General features: G+C 43.3%; 16 protein-coding genes and 2 pseudogenes. 11 read left to right on the top strand and 7 right to left on the bottom strand.

What is annotated here, in order from left to right; all coding sequences use genetic code 11:
• The 3 genes and pseudogenes from QUB10_RS06895 to QUB10_RS06885 form a co-directional block, all read left to right on the top strand.
• Window positions 1-183: pseudogene (locus tag QUB10_RS06895) on the top strand (arsenical resistance protein ArsH); the annotation flags it as partial.
• A gap of 64 nt (window positions 184-247) precedes the next feature.
• Window positions 248-643 carry an arsenate reductase, glutathione/glutaredoxin type gene (gene arsC / locus QUB10_RS06890; protein ID WP_333200724.1) on the top strand — a complete coding sequence of 132 codons (396 nt, stop codon included), beginning with the start codon at window positions 248-250 and terminating at the stop codon, window positions 641-643.
• A 148-nt stretch (window positions 644-791) separates the two neighbouring features.
• Window positions 792-1,061 (top strand): hypothetical protein, encoded by a 270-nt coding sequence (locus QUB10_RS06885; protein ID WP_333200722.1) that lies wholly within the window; start codon window positions 792-794, stop codon window positions 1,059-1,061.
• Window positions 1,062-1,202: 141 nt separating this feature from the next.
• Here QUB10_RS06885 and QUB10_RS06880 read toward each other — a convergent pair whose 3' ends face one another.
• Together QUB10_RS06880 and QUB10_RS06875 are read right to left on the bottom strand one after the other, a co-directional pair.
• On the bottom strand, window positions 1,203-2,171 hold the full coding sequence (locus QUB10_RS06880) for a bile acid:sodium symporter (protein WP_333200720.1): 969 nt from the start codon (window positions 2,169-2,171) through the stop codon (window positions 1,203-1,205).
• Window positions 2,172-2,666: 495 nt separating this feature from the next.
• Window positions 2,667-3,782 (bottom strand): annotated as a pseudogene (locus QUB10_RS06875) (efflux RND transporter permease subunit); the annotation flags it as partial.
• 271 nt (window positions 3,783-4,053) lie between these two features.
• Here QUB10_RS06875 and QUB10_RS06870 point away from each other — a divergent pair.
• Window positions 4,054-4,200 (top strand): hypothetical protein, encoded by a 147-nt coding sequence (locus tag QUB10_RS06870; RefSeq protein ID WP_015211800.1) that lies wholly within the window; start codon window positions 4,054-4,056, stop codon window positions 4,198-4,200.
• Between the two features lie 318 nt (window positions 4,201-4,518).
• Here QUB10_RS06870 and QUB10_RS06865 read toward each other — a convergent pair whose 3' ends face one another.
• The 3 genes from QUB10_RS06865 to QUB10_RS06855 all read right to left on the bottom strand — a co-directional run bounded on the left by QUB10_RS06865 (window position 4,519) and on the right by QUB10_RS06855 (window position 6,589).
• Window positions 4,519-5,226 (bottom strand): transposase, encoded by a 708-nt coding sequence (locus tag QUB10_RS06865; protein WP_333200718.1) that lies wholly within the window; start codon window positions 5,224-5,226, stop codon window positions 4,519-4,521.
• Window positions 5,219-5,722, bottom strand: a complete 504-nt coding sequence (locus QUB10_RS06860; protein ID WP_333200716.1) for a helix-turn-helix domain-containing protein — start codon at window positions 5,720-5,722, stop codon at window positions 5,219-5,221. Before QUB10_RS06860 ends, QUB10_RS06865 begins: the two co-directional genes overlap by 8 nt.
• Before the next feature lie 153 nt (window positions 5,723-5,875).
• Window positions 5,876-6,589, bottom strand: a complete 714-nt coding sequence (locus tag QUB10_RS06855; protein ID WP_333200714.1) for a hypothetical protein — start codon at window positions 6,587-6,589, stop codon at window positions 5,876-5,878.
• 111 nt (window positions 6,590-6,700) lie between these two features.
• On the opposite strand from QUB10_RS06855, the gene QUB10_RS06850 reads away from it, so the two are divergent.
• The gene (locus QUB10_RS06850) at window positions 6,701-6,964 is read left to right on the top strand and encodes a cation transporter dimerization domain-containing protein (protein ID WP_333200726.1); all 264 of its coding nucleotides are present in this window, start codon (window positions 6,701-6,703) and stop codon (window positions 6,962-6,964) included.
• A gap of 170 nt (window positions 6,965-7,134) precedes the next feature.
• On the opposite strand, the gene QUB10_RS06845 is transcribed toward QUB10_RS06850, so the two are convergent.
• Together QUB10_RS06845 and QUB10_RS06840 are read right to left on the bottom strand one after the other, a co-directional pair.
• Complete coding sequence (locus tag QUB10_RS06845; protein WP_333200712.1) at window positions 7,135-7,929, bottom strand: tetratricopeptide repeat protein; 795 nt, start codon at window positions 7,927-7,929, stop codon at window positions 7,135-7,137.
• A gap of 85 nt (window positions 7,930-8,014) precedes the next feature.
• The gene (locus tag QUB10_RS06840) at window positions 8,015-8,587 is read right to left on the bottom strand and encodes an efflux RND transporter periplasmic adaptor subunit (protein WP_333200710.1); all 573 of its coding nucleotides are present in this window, start codon (window positions 8,585-8,587) and stop codon (window positions 8,015-8,017) included.
• Window positions 8,588-8,606: 19 nt separating this feature from the next.
• On the opposite strand from QUB10_RS06840, the gene QUB10_RS06835 reads away from it, so the two are divergent.
• The 6 genes from QUB10_RS06835 (at window position 8,607) to QUB10_RS06810 (ending at window position 15,415) form a co-directional block, all read left to right on the top strand.
• Entirely contained in the window at window positions 8,607-8,981 is a 375-nt protein-coding gene (locus tag QUB10_RS06835) for a metalloregulator ArsR/SmtB family transcription factor (protein WP_333200708.1), read from the top strand.
• 23 nt (window positions 8,982-9,004) lie between these two features.
• Complete coding sequence (locus tag QUB10_RS06830; protein WP_333200706.1) at window positions 9,005-9,619, top strand: cation transporter; 615 nt, start codon at window positions 9,005-9,007, stop codon at window positions 9,617-9,619.
• A 644-nt stretch (window positions 9,620-10,263) separates the two neighbouring features.
• Window positions 10,264-12,240, top strand: a complete 1,977-nt coding sequence (locus tag QUB10_RS06825; RefSeq protein ID WP_333200704.1) for a heavy metal translocating P-type ATPase — start codon at window positions 10,264-10,266, stop codon at window positions 12,238-12,240.
• Between the two features lie 65 nt (window positions 12,241-12,305).
• Complete coding sequence (locus QUB10_RS06820) at window positions 12,306-12,950, top strand: hypothetical protein (protein WP_333200702.1); 645 nt, start codon at window positions 12,306-12,308, stop codon at window positions 12,948-12,950.
• 54 nt (window positions 12,951-13,004) lie between these two features.
• Window positions 13,005-13,925 carry a vitamin K epoxide reductase family protein gene (locus QUB10_RS06815; protein ID WP_333200700.1) on the top strand — a complete coding sequence of 307 codons (921 nt, stop codon included), beginning with the start codon at window positions 13,005-13,007 and terminating at the stop codon, window positions 13,923-13,925.
• Between the two features lie 185 nt (window positions 13,926-14,110).
• Window positions 14,111-15,415 (top strand): Nramp family divalent metal transporter, encoded by a 1,305-nt coding sequence (locus QUB10_RS06810; RefSeq protein WP_333200698.1) that lies wholly within the window; start codon window positions 14,111-14,113, stop codon window positions 15,413-15,415.
• Window positions 15,416-15,709: the final 294 nt, after the last annotated feature.

Genomic DNA, 15,709 nt, shown 5'->3' with positions numbered 1-15,709 from the left:
ACGATGAAGGATTCGCCTTATCGCGATCGCGCGATCGACGTAATGGAGGAACTGTACAAGTTTACCTTGCTGTTGCGCGAGCAAACGGACTATTTGACCGATCGCTACAGCGAACGCAAAGAACAAGCAGCCAAAGAGGCGATCGCACTAGCAAATCGAGCCCTTGAATTACCGGGCGCTTAGAAACCGCCGGAACCCCGACAACAACCCATAACCAACAACTAACAACTAACAACCAACAAAAACCATGAAAAAAGTAATGTTTGTTTGCAAAAGAAACTCCTGCCGATCGCAAATAGCAGAAGGATTCGCTAAAACCATCGGAGCCGGGAAGATTGGAGTCACCAGTTCCGGGTTAGAATCCAGCAGAGTTCATCCGACAGCAATTCAAGTCATGTCAGAAATCGGCATTGACATCACCGATCAAACATCTAACCCATTAAACGAATTCAATGCCGAAGACTACGATGCAGTAATTTCTCTGTGTGGCTGCGGCGTGAATTTACCCGAAGCGTGGGTATTGCGAGAAGTGTTTGAAGATTGGCAACTCGACGACCCTGACGGACAACCCATCGAAACTTTTCACCGCGTTCGGGAGGAGATTAAAGTACGAGTTGAAACCTTAGTTGACTCTCTAAAGTAAGATTAATATAACAATGCTAAATCATTTGTGAATTTCTTACTCCCGAGCGAGCGGGTTCGGGGAGGGTTAGGGTGGGGTAAAAAATTTACGACTCCTGCAAGGAGTGCTATAGATTGCGGACTAAGCGTTTAAAACAGATAGCTGTAGTATGTGGCAGGTTACTAAAGGTTGGGTAAAAGCATCAGGCGCAGAGTTTTGGTTGCCATTGCCGTTTGTGGCGATCGTGTTTTGGTTTGGCTCCAGTTTTCTGACAGCTCAAGAATTGAGCCAATCCCAAACAACAGAGAACAAACTTCAGGCAGATACTCAACTTAAAGCAACCCTGTCTATCAACATATTGCTGATCAATGCGGTCATCAACTGGCAGCAAGGAACGACCCTGGTTGAGGGGAAAACAGCCGAACCAATTTTGAAGTGATTGAAATTAGAATTGTTGATGACCGACACAAATCAGATCGAGAAAGTGATCGCTAATGTTAAGCAAGCAGTTCAAAAAATAATAACGACATAATCAATGCAATTCTTCTAATTTAGGTAAGGAAATTGTAACGCTATTAGACTATTTCTCTGTCTGAAAATTTGCCCATCTACGACGCATAAAAAGTAATAATTGGGAAACTAAGACCATAATAGGGAGTTCGATAAGTGGTTCAATAGCCAAAACAAGGGTAATCAAAGGACGATTAGGAAAAACAGATGTAGCGATCGCTAATGCAAGGGGTGAATTGCGTGCAAGGGTTGTACAACTAAAGCAAGCAAAGTCCTCATAACTAAAGTTGCCGAATCGTGAGATTACTTGAGTCAGCAAAAAGGTAATTCCATAAAAAATAAGGATAGGTGGTAACATTTTTAGCAGCACATCTGGACGCTGAATTAGGGTTTGCCCTTGGGAGGCAAACACCGCTGTAATTGCCAAGCACAGAAATAGCGTTTGCCCTGCTGCTATTTTCAGTGGAATTTCACGCCAAAACCCGTTTACCTTTGGTATTAACCACTTAGCGATAAACGCTAAAAGCATAGGAACAACTAAAACCAGTACAATGCTTTCGAGAAAAATTGCTGTATCAATCTGCACCAATTTTCCAACAAAAACTAACAGATAGACAGGTAGGAGAACCACTTGCAAGATCATATTCCAAGGAAGGAAGGCTGTAGCTAAAGCAACATTTCCTTTGGCAATCCCTGTAAAAATGAGATACCAGTCAGTACAAGGTGTGACCATCAGCATAATTAGCCCAACCCAAAGATCGGGAGAGTCCCGTAGGAAAATAGCCCCCAATCCCCAAACAAAAACGGGTGTCCAAAGAAAGTTTATTCCCAAAACTAATCCGGTCATTTTGTAGTTTTGAAATGCTTGACCTAAACGATTAAGTGGAATATTTAGAAATACCCCATAAAGCATGACCATCAAGGATGGAACAATCAGAGATAGAGCATTTTCCTCAACCCATCTGATTTGTCCCAGCACCAGCCCAATTAAGATGGCAATGATGACAAATACAGATTGAAGCTTTTCAGTCAAACTCATGTTGGAAAATATCCCTTAAATAAGTGAAGCAATAGTTCGGACAGTTTTTAATCAGCCATAGTACCATAATATAGGACTGAGGGAAGGTTAGGGTCTAAATCTAACTTGTTAATAAAGGTTAAAAGTAGATGTCTGTTGAATTGCCTGCGTTTATAAGAGGCCATTGAAAACACGAATGAATCGGGAGAAGAGTGATGACTATAGGCTGAATATTTGGCCAAATTTAAGGCGCTCAGACTGGCATTAAAATGAAAATCAAGTCGTTGACTATTACAAGATTGACAATTGGCTAAACCCGTAAATTGTTTGGCATCCCTGAATAAACTCAATCTGAAAACGAGCCTGATAATAGACCTCTTGCAAAATAATTTTATGCTATAATTAAGGGTTTGGCTTAAGTGGAGCAGATTGGAGGTTATATCAGCACTTTACAATTATGAGTTAGCTCTCAGGTCTAAAATTCAAAATCTTTAATTGTAACATAGATTTTTTTGGCAAGAGGTCTACTGGGAGGGCGCTGAGACTGATGATAACTGTGCGCCAGTTCATTAAAAATAAAATTAGTACGATCGAGACAATGATAATGCCATCCCGGAGAGCATCTCTAACGTTTTCAATCGAAGCTTCAATAAAATTTTCCTGCCGAAAAGTGACAGTAGCTTTGACATCTTTAGGCAGACTCGGTTTAATTTCCTCCATCGCCGCCTCAACCGCCTTCGTTACTGTTGGGGTATCAGCAGCAGGCTGTTTGTTGACTATCACTATAATCGCTTTCTTGCCATTTAAGATGCTGTCCCCGCGTTGGAGTGCTGCACCGATTTTCACGTTAGCTACTTGGCTCAGCAGCACTGGCGTGCCCTTTCGGGCTGCGATCGCAGATTGTTTCAAATCTTCGATTGACTCAATTCGCCCCACGCCCCGAATTAATAATTTTTGGTCTGGGCTAATTAAAAATCCGCCCGGAGCATTGACATTTGCTTTTTTAACTGCTTCTGTAACTTGCTGCAAAGAAACATTAAATTCTTTCAGTTTGTTAGGTTCTACTAAAACTTGATACTGGCGTTCTTCACCTCCAAATATCACAATTTGAGTAACGCCTGGGACTGCTAGAAAGCGGTTTTTTACTTGCCAGTCCACAATTCGCCGCACTTCCATTAAAGGTGTCGTATCTGTAGTAAAAGCATATTTAATGGTGGCTCCCAGTGGAGAGCTGACGGGGGAGATTTGCGGGGTTTCTACGCCTTGAGGAAGTTGGTTTTGCGCTTGCTGCAACCGTTCAGTTACTAACTGGCGGGCGCGGTAAATTTCGGTATCCCAACCAAAGATGACTTTGACGACGGAAATACCTACAGCAGAAGATGAGCGTACCGTTTCTACTCCGGGAGTGCCGTTAATCGCACTTTCTATGGGTCGAGTGACTAGAGATTCGACTTCTTCAGGAGCAAGTCCTGGTGCTTCGGTTTGAATTTCGACTTGGGGGGGAGCAAAGCTGGGAAAAACATCGAGCGGCATTTGTGCCAAAACTCGCAATCCCCAAATTGTAATCAGGATGGAGGCGATGACAACTAGCCACCGTTGAGCGATCGACCCTTTGACAATAGAATTAAGCATATTTTACTCCAAGCTTCCGGCTGCTGTAGTTCCCCTTGAACCCTTGGCTATTCTGCGTTCAAATCGCCATTCAATTTAGGTTGACACGCAAAAATGAAATCAGGATGAAATATTCAGACTTTCATACAGGTATTCGGAGCGTGGCATCAGGAATTAATTATTTTACAATTCTTAACATTTGCTCTCTTGACTCTCAAGCCTACTTGAGGGTTTATGTTATTTATAGTTTCCATAAGAAACTTTTCGATCCTAGATTCTTAGGTAAAAATTAATGATTAAAGCAACTCAGACTAAACGATTCACTCTCGCAGCTTTGACGGCAGTTCTCCTGACAGCAGGTACAGCCGCTGTTGTCTTTGCCGCCGGCCCCTGCACTACTCCTACTCCTGACTGCCCTCAAGCTAATTGCGATAAATAATTCTTATTTTCCCAGTGCGTGTAGATTCCATCGAGGATTTTTCGCCGGGATAAGGAAGAGAATATCCGACAGCAGCAGTAACTCAATTTTGAGTTACTGCTGCTTTTTTACCAACTACAATTATTGACAATAGAGAATATTTTATCATAAAAAATTTGGTGAGTATAACCAGCACAAAAAACTGAAAGTGGCAACCGCTATAATGATAGGGGTCAAACTTACCTAGAACTGCTATGACAAAATTTGAAACAGCATCCCTAGAACAGCAGCTACTAAAAATTGGAGAACTAGTACAGCTCGGCGTAAATACACAGACTATTAAACAGCCAAGACTTTACCCTTATATGTCCACTTAAAAGGTTTGGCCATTGTTTGATTAAAGTAGTTAATAAAATTGAGGATGCGATTTTTCAGATCGTACTGACTGGTGAAACTTGCTCTTTTTAGTAATTTCCGCACCAAAATGCTGAACCAAATCTCTATTTGATTAAGCCACGAAGAATGTTTGGGTGTGTAATGGAAAACAATTTGATGTGTTGGGTCACTTAAAAAAACAGCGCGGGATTTCATGGATTGAAGTATGCCACTTTTTCCCTTAATACCGAGGTCGATATCTAAGCCTTCTTTTTCGGCAACCAAACGCACCAGTGATTCAGATTGGTGAGTATTCAGACAATCCATAATTAGATGCCATTTTTGGGCAGCCGGATCAGTTTCAATGAGGTGACGAATATTCAGTAAAAAATCGGACTCTGTTCTCGAATCTCCACAAGTTGGTTTAATAATCTTACCATTGGCAATGTTGAAATTTGCTATCAAGCTCTGCGTACCATGACGAATATATTCAAACTCTCTTCTGACAACTTTACCGGGTCTCATTGGCAAGTCTTTTTCCAGACGTTCAATAGCTTGAATCCCTGTCATTTCATCAATCGATATTGTGTGTTCTCCTTGTTGAGCGCGTTCAATCGCAGTCAGATATAACTCGCTAATAGCTTTGACTTTTGCATCAAATTCTTCATCCACAGGGGGGGGTTAACCAGTAGCGTCCGGCGTGTGGTTGCAGTTCTGCTTCTTTTAATAATCTACCAACATGGCGGACGGATATAGTTTCAATAATGCCTTGTTTCATTATTTGGGCCGCCAGTTCTCTGGCAGTCCAGTGACTTATTGGTCGTCCATAATCTGACGGTGAGCAACAGGCCATTGCAAATAACTCTGTTACTTGTTCCATGCTAAATTTTGCCGGTGCGCCAACACGCTCTCGATCTTGTAATCTTTGTAAAATCGATAACTCTTTTCCCTCGCTCTCCAACCATCGGTTTCGCCATAAACGAGCCATCTGCCGATTAATCTCTAGGCTTCGGCTTATTTCACGATGGTTTTGACCATCAGATGCCATGATAATGATTTTGGCTCGTAGCACGATTTGTTGCGGCGTTTTGTGTTTGTCGATCAACTTCTGAAGTTCATGACGCTCGCCATCGCTTAAATTTAATATTTTAGGCATTAATAAGGCCATATATTACTCCTCCATCGCCGACCGAAACAGGTCTCAACTAACTCTAGCCTGGGTCACGCTTGGTTTGCGGACTAATCTTTACCTAAATATCTCGCTCCTGCCACCTTTGCAGCATACCTCGGCTTACCTCATCTTTCTGAGAAACGCTATATGTTATTCTACCACAAATATAGTCTGTATACTTACGCCGAGCTGTACTAGGTTAAACCGAGAAAACCCTTTCTTTTGAGTAAATCCGACTCTCGGATAGAATAGATGAATTCCTGCTTGAACCGGAATGCTATCTAGCGATTGAAAAGGTTGTCTTTTTTCTCGGAAAGTTGTACTGCATTTTTGACGGAGAACAAAACTCAGATGCTGACAGTGTAACCATTGCGCCAACTCTATGCTATGAAATTCCCGGTCGCCGACAATTACTAATTTATATCTTTTTAACAGTCGAATAACTGGACGTAACACTTGTTGCTGTTCGACCAAATTAGAAGCCCCATTTTTGTCTAACAGTGTCCAGAATATAGGAAACGCCCTTTTTTGAACGATCACACTTACCATTAAGACATTATATTTTTTCCATTGAGTTCTATCCAATGCAATGACTAATTGACTCCCGACTTTTAGATGACGGGCTATTACCTCTTTGACAATTGGAAACCACAGCACAAGTATGCTAAGTGCTTTAATCTGTAAAAATCGTTGTATATGACGGCGGCGACTACTTTGTAAGATCGGCAATTGCAGGGTGGCTGCTAATCGTTCTATTCTGACTTCTTTTTGAGTCTGTAACAACCATACCAACATTTTAAGAGTAACTAATTGTGTTGGGCTTAGGTATCTTTCCAGTAGCTCGTGATAGAATGAAGGTAACATTTTATTGATTGGGGTCTTGTGGTATTAGCGAGACCCTCCTTTTTTATCACAACTGGGTACTTTTTCCCAGACCGAGGTCTTTTTGTCAATAAGCACAAATTTTTTTGAGCTCTGCGCTCGCGCGAAAACAAACGCCCGCAAAGGTTCAGGGGCGCTTGTCGCCCCCTGAAAGCTGCGTCACATCAATTTGTGTCTTTCCACGTTCTGGTGCCGGGAGCATGGACGGTGCAACATGGTCATGCTTTGTGTGAGGAAATTGAGTTAGCGATCGCCAAAGCACTACCAGGGACTCACACCGTCACTCACTTAGAACCGTTAGAGGAGCTATCCTCATGGACTGAGCAAGGCTTAGGGCGAGCAACGGATGTTGAGTGATAGCTATTTTTGGTCATGTTCTTCTCCTATCATCAATCACTGATTCGTTAGCGGATTATCTCAACAGTTCCTCCGTAGGATTTATTAGTTCCAGCCTCAACACCTCAAATCGGCGAAGAGGAAGATTAGACTGGCAGCTTTCTTTTTATCAAAGAGCATTGAGCAAGCTATTAGGGCTTGGATGTCTGCTGAACCTGTTGGATGTAGACTTGAGTTTGTCGGTAGCTATCAGAGTCTCCCTGCTTCATAAACAGTCGAGCAGCCTGCTGCAAGTCGGCTAAGGCAACTTGCCTGTTTCCCATTTGGTAATAGAGAAGTCCCCGATTGCCGTAAGCTTCAGCTAAATTGGGATTTCGGCGCAAAGCCTGGTTGTAATCGGCGATCGCTCCCCTTGGATCACCTAATGCAGTACGAGTTTTTCCCCGGTTGTAATAAGCATCGGCATAATTGGGATTGAGCCAAATCGCTTGATTCAAGTCTGCTAGGGATTTTTTGGACTCACCCATGTTGACGTAGACAACTGATCGCTGATTGTAGGCTTCCGCATAATTGGGATTGAGCCGAATTGCTTGATTTAAGTCCTCCAGCGCGTCTGGAAAATTTCCGACATCCATGTGGGCATCTCCTCGGTTGTAGAGGGCGATCGCGTTGTTTGGATTGATGCGTAAGGCTTGTTCAAAGTCAGCGAGTGCCTTGTTGAAGCTTCCCAGGTCATGATAAGCAAGACCGCGATTCAGGTAGGCTTCAAAGGAGCTGGGGTTAGATTGAATCGCTTTAGTATAGTCTACAATCGCTCCAGAGTTGTCTCCTTGCTTTGCTTTTTGTAGACCCTGGTTTAAGAAGTCTGCTGCCTCTCCCTGCGCTAGGGAAGGGAACTCATATTGAGCTAAGACAACAGGAGTAGGCAGTCCACATAAGACGGCGGCGATTCCTAGGGGAGTAATAACTTTATGCAGGAAGCTCATGACTCTAACCCTTTTTCTAAAATTTTCCCTTAACTTCTAGTCTAAATGCCTCCCTCTCAGGCAGCAATTTTCCTAAAAAATAATATTATTCCCAGTATTTTGAGAATAACCCTCTTTTGTCACTTTCCGATACCCTGACTTCCTGACCCTGTTTTACTTGATTCAGGTCTTTTTCGTAAATGTTGGCTGTGGCAAAAACGCGGCTGTCATTTAACAGACTCATCAACGGTTTTTCAGCGTTTACTGACTCTCCTGGGGTGATGAAGCGATCGGCTACCGTCCCCGAAATCGGAGCAACTACGGTAACGAGTCCTCGATCGTTGGCAACAGTTCCTAATTGTTGCAGCCGCGCTTGATAGGCTGCGTCAGCCAAGCGAATGCGCGACTGAGCGACTTCGACGGCAGTTTTGCCGCGTTTGACTTGGTTCTCGGCTTCTAGGACTTCCCGGCGGCTCTGAGCTCTGGTAAGTTGAGCTTTGGCTTCTGCTACTCTGCCTTGAGATTCCCGCAATTCCCGCATCGGGAGGTCTACTTCGGCTTGTTTAATTTCGGTTTCGGCTTTGATAAACGATGCTCCGGCTGGGGAAATAGCAGATGTGGGAATGGCGACGCTGCTCACGTAAGGGTAGAAATAAGCTTTCAGGTGTTTACATATCATTATTTGCTGATATGATGATATGAAAGAGCTTTGTATTGAAGCTAAGCATATGATCTTCTCTGCTCAATCCCAGTCCACTCGCTTGAAAGCAAAACTCTTTCGTGGGTTTTCTGATCCATCCCGATTGGCGATTTTGGACGTGCTGCGATCGCGTCCAATGACCGTGAGTGAAATTGTTGAAGCAACCGGGCTATCGCAATCTAACACCTCAAACCACTTGGGCTGTCTCCGTGATTGCGGTCTGGTAAACACCGTACAGCAAGGACGGTACACGAGCTATCAACTCGCCGATGCACGAGTTGCTGAGATTTTGGAAATGGTTGAAGAGTTAATGGCTGATGTAGCAAAAGGAGTTTATGAATGTACCCGCTACAACTGCTCAAAGAACGAATAACAACAAGCTAATCAGGAGGCACAATGTCAGAGTGTGAATGTCACATGGAAGCTAAGAACGCAGCCGAGCGTAAAACGCTGCGAATTCTGTTACTTATCAATGGCACAATGTTTGTCGTCGGAATTGTGGCAGGAGTTTTAGCGCATTCAACTGCCTTAGTTGCAGACTCATTAGATATGTTTGCAGATGCTTCGGTTTACACGATGTCGCTTTATGCAGTTGGCAAATCGGCGCATCACAAGAATCGTGCAGCGACTCTAAGTGGTATTTTTCAGATCACGTTGGCCGTGATGGTTGTCGTCGATGTGATTCGACGATTTGTTTGGGGGGAGAGTTCACCCGAATCAGGCTGGATGATGGGAATTGCTTTCTTGGCGCTGATTGCTAACAGTTATGGTTTGTACCTTCTCTCAAAGCATCGTAAGGGTGAGGTACATATGCGGGCAAGTTGGATATTTACCCAGAATGATGTAATTGCAAATTTCAGTGTGATTGGCGCAGGTTTGCTAGTCACTCTATTTCATTCTCGGTTCCCCGATTTAATTGTTGGATTTGGAATCGCAAGCCTAGTCGTTTGGGGTGGAATCAGTATTATTCGAGATGCACAACTCGACAGAACGAAGCAACAACGGCTGTAGTAATATCGCTTAACAGGTTTTGCAGCAACGATTTGAACGTTTCTCGCTTCGTTTTAGTTTTCTCATCGCGGAGACATAGAAACAGTACCGAAGATAGCTATGGGTAAAGTGTACTCCAGCAACTTTACCCTGCAACAAGGGGAGTTGATTTAACCTTTAATTCCCTCTGCAGAATTTAGGGATCTTCCTCGCAAGGTTGAGGTTTAGAATGTCCTGAATGCGATCTTTTACCCGTTAACCCAAGGCTGTACTTAGCGTGACTTATTTGGAAATTTCCCACCTTGGCAGAGCGTGTATCGCTACTTCTGCACCTGGCGTAAAGACGGAACTTTGCTGAGGCTACATGACCGACTTAGAGCCTGGGTTAGCCACAACCGAACAGTGAGTCCGGCTGAAGCCATCGTGGATAGTCAAAGCGTCAAAAACGCAGCAATGGTAAACCAAGTAATGGGATGGGACGCAGGCAAGCAAATAATATGAGTCAATAATTTTTACTTAACCTGAACAAAACGATAATAATTCTTATTCTTAAGTTAACTAGCAGCCAAACTTTTAACTCAATAATTTACCCAATTGTTAGCTTTGGAGATATAGTATGAATATGTGTTCATAAGTTAATTTTATTTTTTCATCTAGGAGGCATCATGAAAAAGACAAAAGCATCGGATTCTGGCTGCTGTAGTCACGACGATCGCCCCGATCTCAGTCATGAGAATCATAACCATGACCACAGCCACGACCGCGGTCATGGAGACTTCAACCTGAATCAAGAATTGATTCCTGTGATATCGGTTGTTGTACTATTTGTTGGCGGTTTAATTTTTGAAGAAAAACTGCACAACACGCCCTATTCTATAGGTGAATATCTGGTTTTCATCCCAGCCTATCTTTTAAGCGGATGGAATGTTTTAACCAGTGCGGGTCGCAACATTCTGCGAGGTCGATTTTTTGATGAAAATTTTTTAATGACTATAGCAACACTCGGCGCTGTAGCTATTCACAAACTCCCTGAAGCAGTCGGGGTGATGTTGTTTTTCAAAATCGGCGAACTTTTTCAAGAATTTGCCGTTGGGCGATCGCGTCAATCGATCCGATCGCTTTTAGAAATTCGCCCAGACAGCGCCAACCTCAAGGAAAATGGCGACATCAAAAAAGTGTCGCCCGAAACCGTAGCCGTCGGCGATATCATCCTCGTCAAACCCGGAGAAAAAATTCCCTTAGACGGTGAAATTATAGACGGAAATTCTCAGATTGACACGTCTGCACTAACCGGCGAATCAGTACCTCGAACCGTGAAAGTTGGAGAAACAGTTTTAGCAGGAACAATTAACCAGACAGGAGTTCTCACCGTCGAGGTAACGAAAGTTTTCGGTGAATCTTCAATCTCCCGAATTCTAGAATTAGTAGAAAATGCCAGAAGCAAAAAAGCTGAAACTGAGAAATTTATCACCAAATTTGCTAGCTACTACACGCCGTTTGTGGTATTTGCATCGCTAGCAGTCGCTTTAATTCCGCCTTTGTTCATTTCAGACGCAACTAATGCAGACAGATTTTTATGGATTTACCGCGCCCTTGTCTTATTAGTTATTTCCTGTCCTTGCGGATTGGTGATTAGCATTCCTCTGGGATACTTTGGGGGAATTGGCGGTGCAGCCAAGCGCGGTATTTTGGTTAAAGGCTCGACTTTTCTCGATACCCTGACAGCAGTCAAGACAGTTGTTTTGGATAAAACAGGAACTCTGACAAAAGGAGTCTTTAAAGTAGCGCAAATTGTGCCTACAAATGCTTTTTCCCAAACAGAATTAATGGAAATAGCGGCTAAAGTAGAATCTCAATCAAATCACCCAGTTGCGAAATCTATTCTCGAAGCTTACGGCCGCAAGATAGATTCATCCGATGTGAAAGATTATGCAGAAATAGCGGGACACGGCATTCGAGCGAAAGTAAATAATCAAATTGTGCTGGCGGGAAATGACCGTTTGCTGCACCGAGAAAACATCCCTCACGATGTCTGCAATGCTGAAGGTACTGTCGTGCATTTAGCGGTAGACAACAGCTACGCTGGGTATATTTTGATTGCTGACGAGCTTAAGGAAGACTCAGTACAGGCTATTCGCGACCTCAAGAAACTGGGTGTTGAGCGAATCGTGATGCTCACAGGAGATAATCAAGCTGTAGCCGATAGTGTTGCGAAAAAACTCGGTTTAGATTCCTACTTAGCTGAGTTATTACCCGAAGGAAAAGTAGAGGCGATCGAAAAACTGATCTCCCAATCTAAAAAAGGCGATAAAATTGTCTTTGTCGGGGACGGAATTAATGATGCACCCGTGCTTGCGAGAGCTGATGTGGGCATAGCGATGGGGGGTTTGGGTTCGGATGCGGCGATCGAAACTGCCGATGTTGTGATTATGGCAGATGCACCGTCCAAGGTGGCTGAAGCCATCAAAATTGCCCGCAAAACTCACAATATTGTCTGGCAAAATATCATTTTTGCCATGTCAGTCAAAGCGATATTTATTGCTTTTGGTGCTTTTGGGTTAGCTACCATGTGGGAGGCAGTTTTTGCTGATGTTGGGGTGGCTTTAGCAGCTATTTTTAATGCGACTAGAGTTTTAAAATAATCGGCTGAAAACTCCAGGAGGGGGGCAATTCCTCCCTCATTGTAGCAATTTGTAGAGGAAAGCAAATGGAAAGTATCATCAAAATTCTGTTGGGAAGTCTAGCTCTTAGTATTATTCACGCATTAATTCCTAACCACTGGATGCCTTTAATTGCCATTGGTAAAACTGAAAATTGGTCTCGCAGCGAAACTTTGCGGGCAACATTAATTACAGGAATTGCTCATACCCTCAGCATTATCCTAATTGGAATTGTCATCGGCTTATTCGGTTACAAGTTGGCGGCTACCTATGTAGAGACCGCTAAAATAATTGCGCCTTTAGTTTTATTGGTTTTAGGAACTTTCTATCTTTTGGCAGAGTTAGATAGTTCTCGCAGACACCACCATCACGCTGAAACAGCTAATTTAACTACCAAGCAATCGCAATTTAAAATCCTAGCTGTTTTAGGAACAGGAATGTTTTTCTCGCCTTGCATCGAAATAGAAGCCTATTTTTTTTCAACAGGAACGATTGGTTGGAGCGGCATACTTATAGTTTCTGCCGTCTACTTAGTGGTGACAGTTTTGGGAATGGTTTTGCTAGTAGATTTGGGAATGAAAGGAGTTAATGCTTTAGAAGAAAAGCTGCATTTTTTCGAGCATCACGAACAAGGATTAACCGGAGCAGTGTTAATAGTCTTAGGAGTTGTAGCTTATTTCCTAAAAGTGTAAAATGGTTGGTAACTAACTCTAGTCTTGCGAATATCCACCACAGGAAAAAATATTATGCGTCGTCAACGTTCTCTGCCTTGGATTCACCGCTATTCCCGTCCGATTATGGCAGGAATTGCAAGTATTGGGGCTGCGATTACTGCCTATTTAACCGCTGTCAAGTTATCCCAAGGAGCGGTAACTTGTCCCATAGCCGGCTGCGATATCGTGCTTTCGAGTCCCTATGCCTATGTCTTTGGTTTGCCTCTTTCTCTGTTTGGTTTTTTGGGCTATTTGAGCATGATAGTTTTTGCGGTAGCTCCCCTATTTGTCAATCCCGCAGAACAGAAGAGTCTCCGCTCTGAGTTAGATTCTTGGACGGGACTGTTGCTGTTTGCTGGCGGTACAGCAATGACGGTTTTCAGCGGCTACCTGATGTATGTACTGACTGTTGATATCAAAGCAGCTTGTATTTACTGTATTGCTTCTGCTTTGTTTGCAACTAGCTTGTTTGTCCTAGCATTAATCGGTCGCGAATGGGATGATATTGGGCAACTATTTTTTATCGGAATTCTGGTGTCTATGTTAGTGCTGATTTCCTCTCTGGCTCTTTATGCCGATGTGAATAATCTCGGTACAGCTAAGGAGAGTAGCATGAAGACTACAACATCTTCTGGTAGTTCGGAAATTGCTTTAGCACAGCATTTAAAAACAGTGGGAGCTAAAATGTACGGCTCTTTTACCTGCGATCATTGTCAAGCGCAGAAAGAAAGTTTTGGCAAAGAAGCGGCTGGCATTTTCAATTATATCGAGTGCAATCCTCAAGGGAAAAATGCGAGGCCCGATCTTTGTCAAGCTGCGAAGATTCAAGCGACTCCCACTTGGGAAATTAATGGTAAGTTTTACCGAGGGCAAAAATCGTTGCAGGAGTTAGCTGATTTATCAGGTTATCAGGGAACTCGCGAATTTAGAAACCTCTCAAATCAGGAACGTTGACAAGAGTGATTTTTGGCGATCGACCTCATCATAGTCGATCGCACGCACCTCGGTTCAACCTCAAAAATATACACAACTTAATATATACGGTGACTCCGCCGGATTTTGACCCATACTATTGATCAAATTTAGGGGAATTTGTGAGATTATGAAAAGAATATGAAAATTTTTGAACGGTAAAACCAATGACTGACTCGGAAAATAAGCCCAGCCTTCCTGAAGTCTACCGCAGCATCCCCGTTCCCAACAGCAAAGGTTTCTGGCGTAAAATGCTCGCCTACGCAGGGCCTGGATATTTAGTTTCAGTCGGTTACATGGACCCCGGAAACTGGGCGACTGACTTAGCAGGGGGAGCAAAGTTTGGCTATGCGCTATTAAGCGTGATTTTGCTATCTAATTTGATGGCAATTTTGCTGCAATCACTGTGCGTGCGTTTGGGAGTAGCAACGGGACGAGATTTGGCACAAGCTTGTCGAGATTATTTTAGTCCGCGAGTCAGTTTTTTGCTGTGGATACTTTGTGAAATTGCTATTTCTGCTTGCGATTTAGCGGAACTTGTTGGTAGTGCGATCGGACTGCAATTGCTATTTGGCATTCCCTTAGTTTGGGGAGTGTGCATCACTGCGCTAGATGTGATGATGGTGTTATTTTTACAAGGGAAAGGCTTTCGTTATATCGAAGCTTTGGTAATTACCATTATTGCAATTATTGGCGGTTGTTTTATTGCCGAAATAATTTTTGCCAAACCAGATGCCGGAGGAGTTTTACTCGGTTATGTTCCGAAGCTAGAGATTTTGCAAAATCAGGGAATGCTTTATATTGCGGTTGGTATTTTAGGGGCAACTGTGATGCCGCACAATCTTTACTTGCATTCGTCGATCGTACAAACTCGGGCTTGGCAAGAAACTTTTGATAAAAAATGGGAAGCAATTAAATTTGGCACAATTGATTCCACAGTAGCGTTGTCAATCGCGTTGTTTATTAATTCAGCAATTCTGATATTGTCTGCTGCCACATTTCACTTTTCCGGCTATCAAGAAGTAGCTGAAATTCAAGATGCTTACAAACTGCTTTCTCCCGTGCTGGGCGTGGGTTCTGCCAGTGCAATTTTTGCCTTTGCTTTATTGGCTTCGGGGCAGAATTCAACCTTGACTGCAACTCTAGCAGGACAGATTGTGATGGAAGGGTTTTTGAATTTTCGTCTGCGGCCTTGGTTGCGGCGCTTGCTGACTCGACTGGTTGCCATTGTGCCGGCTTTGCTCTCAATTATCTTGTTCGGTGAAGGCAGTACAACTAATTTACTGGTTTTCAGTCAAGTGATTCTCAGTTTGCAATTACCCTTTGCAGTAATTCCCTTGGTAATGTTTACCTCGAACCAGCGCTTAATGGGAGAGTTTGTGAATCCATTTTGGCTGAAAGCGGTAGCTTGGTTAGTGGCTAGTATTATAGTAGGATTAAATAGTTGGCTCCTATTGCAGACGATTTTCTAGTAATCTGCGATAGTGGCAAATAATACCAAACACTGACACGGTAACGGAGGACACGGCAATGCCGTTTCCCTACCCCAAAATAATCAATCTTCCTCAATCAAAGATGTAACGCTCGCCCGATTAATTGTAGGGACTTAGGCCAAGCCGTGTCCTGACTGTGGGTCATATCAAGTCCGATCTATCGCGCATAATACATAGGTAGGAGCTGGTTTTTGAGGTTGTCGATTTTTGGCAATTATGGTTGGTGAGGGAAATCCCTACAGGAATCGCGGTCAATCGATCGGACTTGATATA

It is taken from the genome of Microcoleus sp. B5-D4, assembly GCF_036705145.1.
In the GTDB taxonomy this organism is placed as follows: Bacteria; Cyanobacteriota; Cyanobacteriia; order Cyanobacteriales; family Microcoleaceae; genus Microcoleus.
This window is presented reverse-complemented; position numbering and strand designations above follow the sequence as displayed.

Excerpts from the sequence above, each read along its gene's own strand:
- arsC (WP_333200724.1), top strand. The coding sequence starts at position 248 with ATGAAAAAAGTAATGTTTGTTTGCAAAAGAAACTCCTGCCGATCGCAA.
- QUB10_RS06885 (WP_333200722.1), top strand. The coding sequence starts at position 792 with ATGTGGCAGGTTACTAAAGGTTGGGTAAAAGCATCAGGCGCAGAGTTT.
- QUB10_RS06880 (WP_333200720.1), bottom strand. The coding sequence starts at position 2,171 with ATGAGTTTGACTGAAAAGCTTCAATCTGTATTTGTCATCATTGCCATC.
- QUB10_RS06870 (WP_015211800.1), top strand. The coding sequence starts at position 4,054 with ATGATTAAAGCAACTCAGACTAAACGATTCACTCTCGCAGCTTTGACG.
- QUB10_RS06860 (WP_333200716.1), bottom strand. The coding sequence starts at position 5,722 with ATGGCCTTATTAATGCCTAAAATATTAAATTTAAGCGATGGCGAGCGT.
- QUB10_RS06855 (WP_333200714.1), bottom strand. The coding sequence starts at position 6,589 with ATGTTACCTTCATTCTATCACGAGCTACTGGAAAGATACCTAAGCCCA.
- QUB10_RS06845 (WP_333200712.1), bottom strand. The coding sequence starts at position 7,929 with ATGAGCTTCCTGCATAAAGTTATTACTCCCCTAGGAATCGCCGCCGTC.
- QUB10_RS06840 (WP_333200710.1), bottom strand. The coding sequence starts at position 8,587 with ATGATATGTAAACACCTGAAAGCTTATTTCTACCCTTACGTGAGCAGC.
- QUB10_RS06835 (WP_333200708.1), top strand. The coding sequence starts at position 8,607 with ATGAAAGAGCTTTGTATTGAAGCTAAGCATATGATCTTCTCTGCTCAA.
- QUB10_RS06830 (WP_333200706.1), top strand. The coding sequence starts at position 9,005 with ATGTCAGAGTGTGAATGTCACATGGAAGCTAAGAACGCAGCCGAGCGT.
- QUB10_RS06825 (WP_333200704.1), top strand. The coding sequence starts at position 10,264 with ATGAAAAAGACAAAAGCATCGGATTCTGGCTGCTGTAGTCACGACGAT.
- QUB10_RS06820 (WP_333200702.1), top strand. The coding sequence starts at position 12,306 with ATGGAAAGTATCATCAAAATTCTGTTGGGAAGTCTAGCTCTTAGTATT.
- QUB10_RS06815 (WP_333200700.1), top strand. The coding sequence starts at position 13,005 with ATGCGTCGTCAACGTTCTCTGCCTTGGATTCACCGCTATTCCCGTCCG.
- QUB10_RS06810 (WP_333200698.1), top strand. The coding sequence starts at position 14,111 with ATGACTGACTCGGAAAATAAGCCCAGCCTTCCTGAAGTCTACCGCAGC.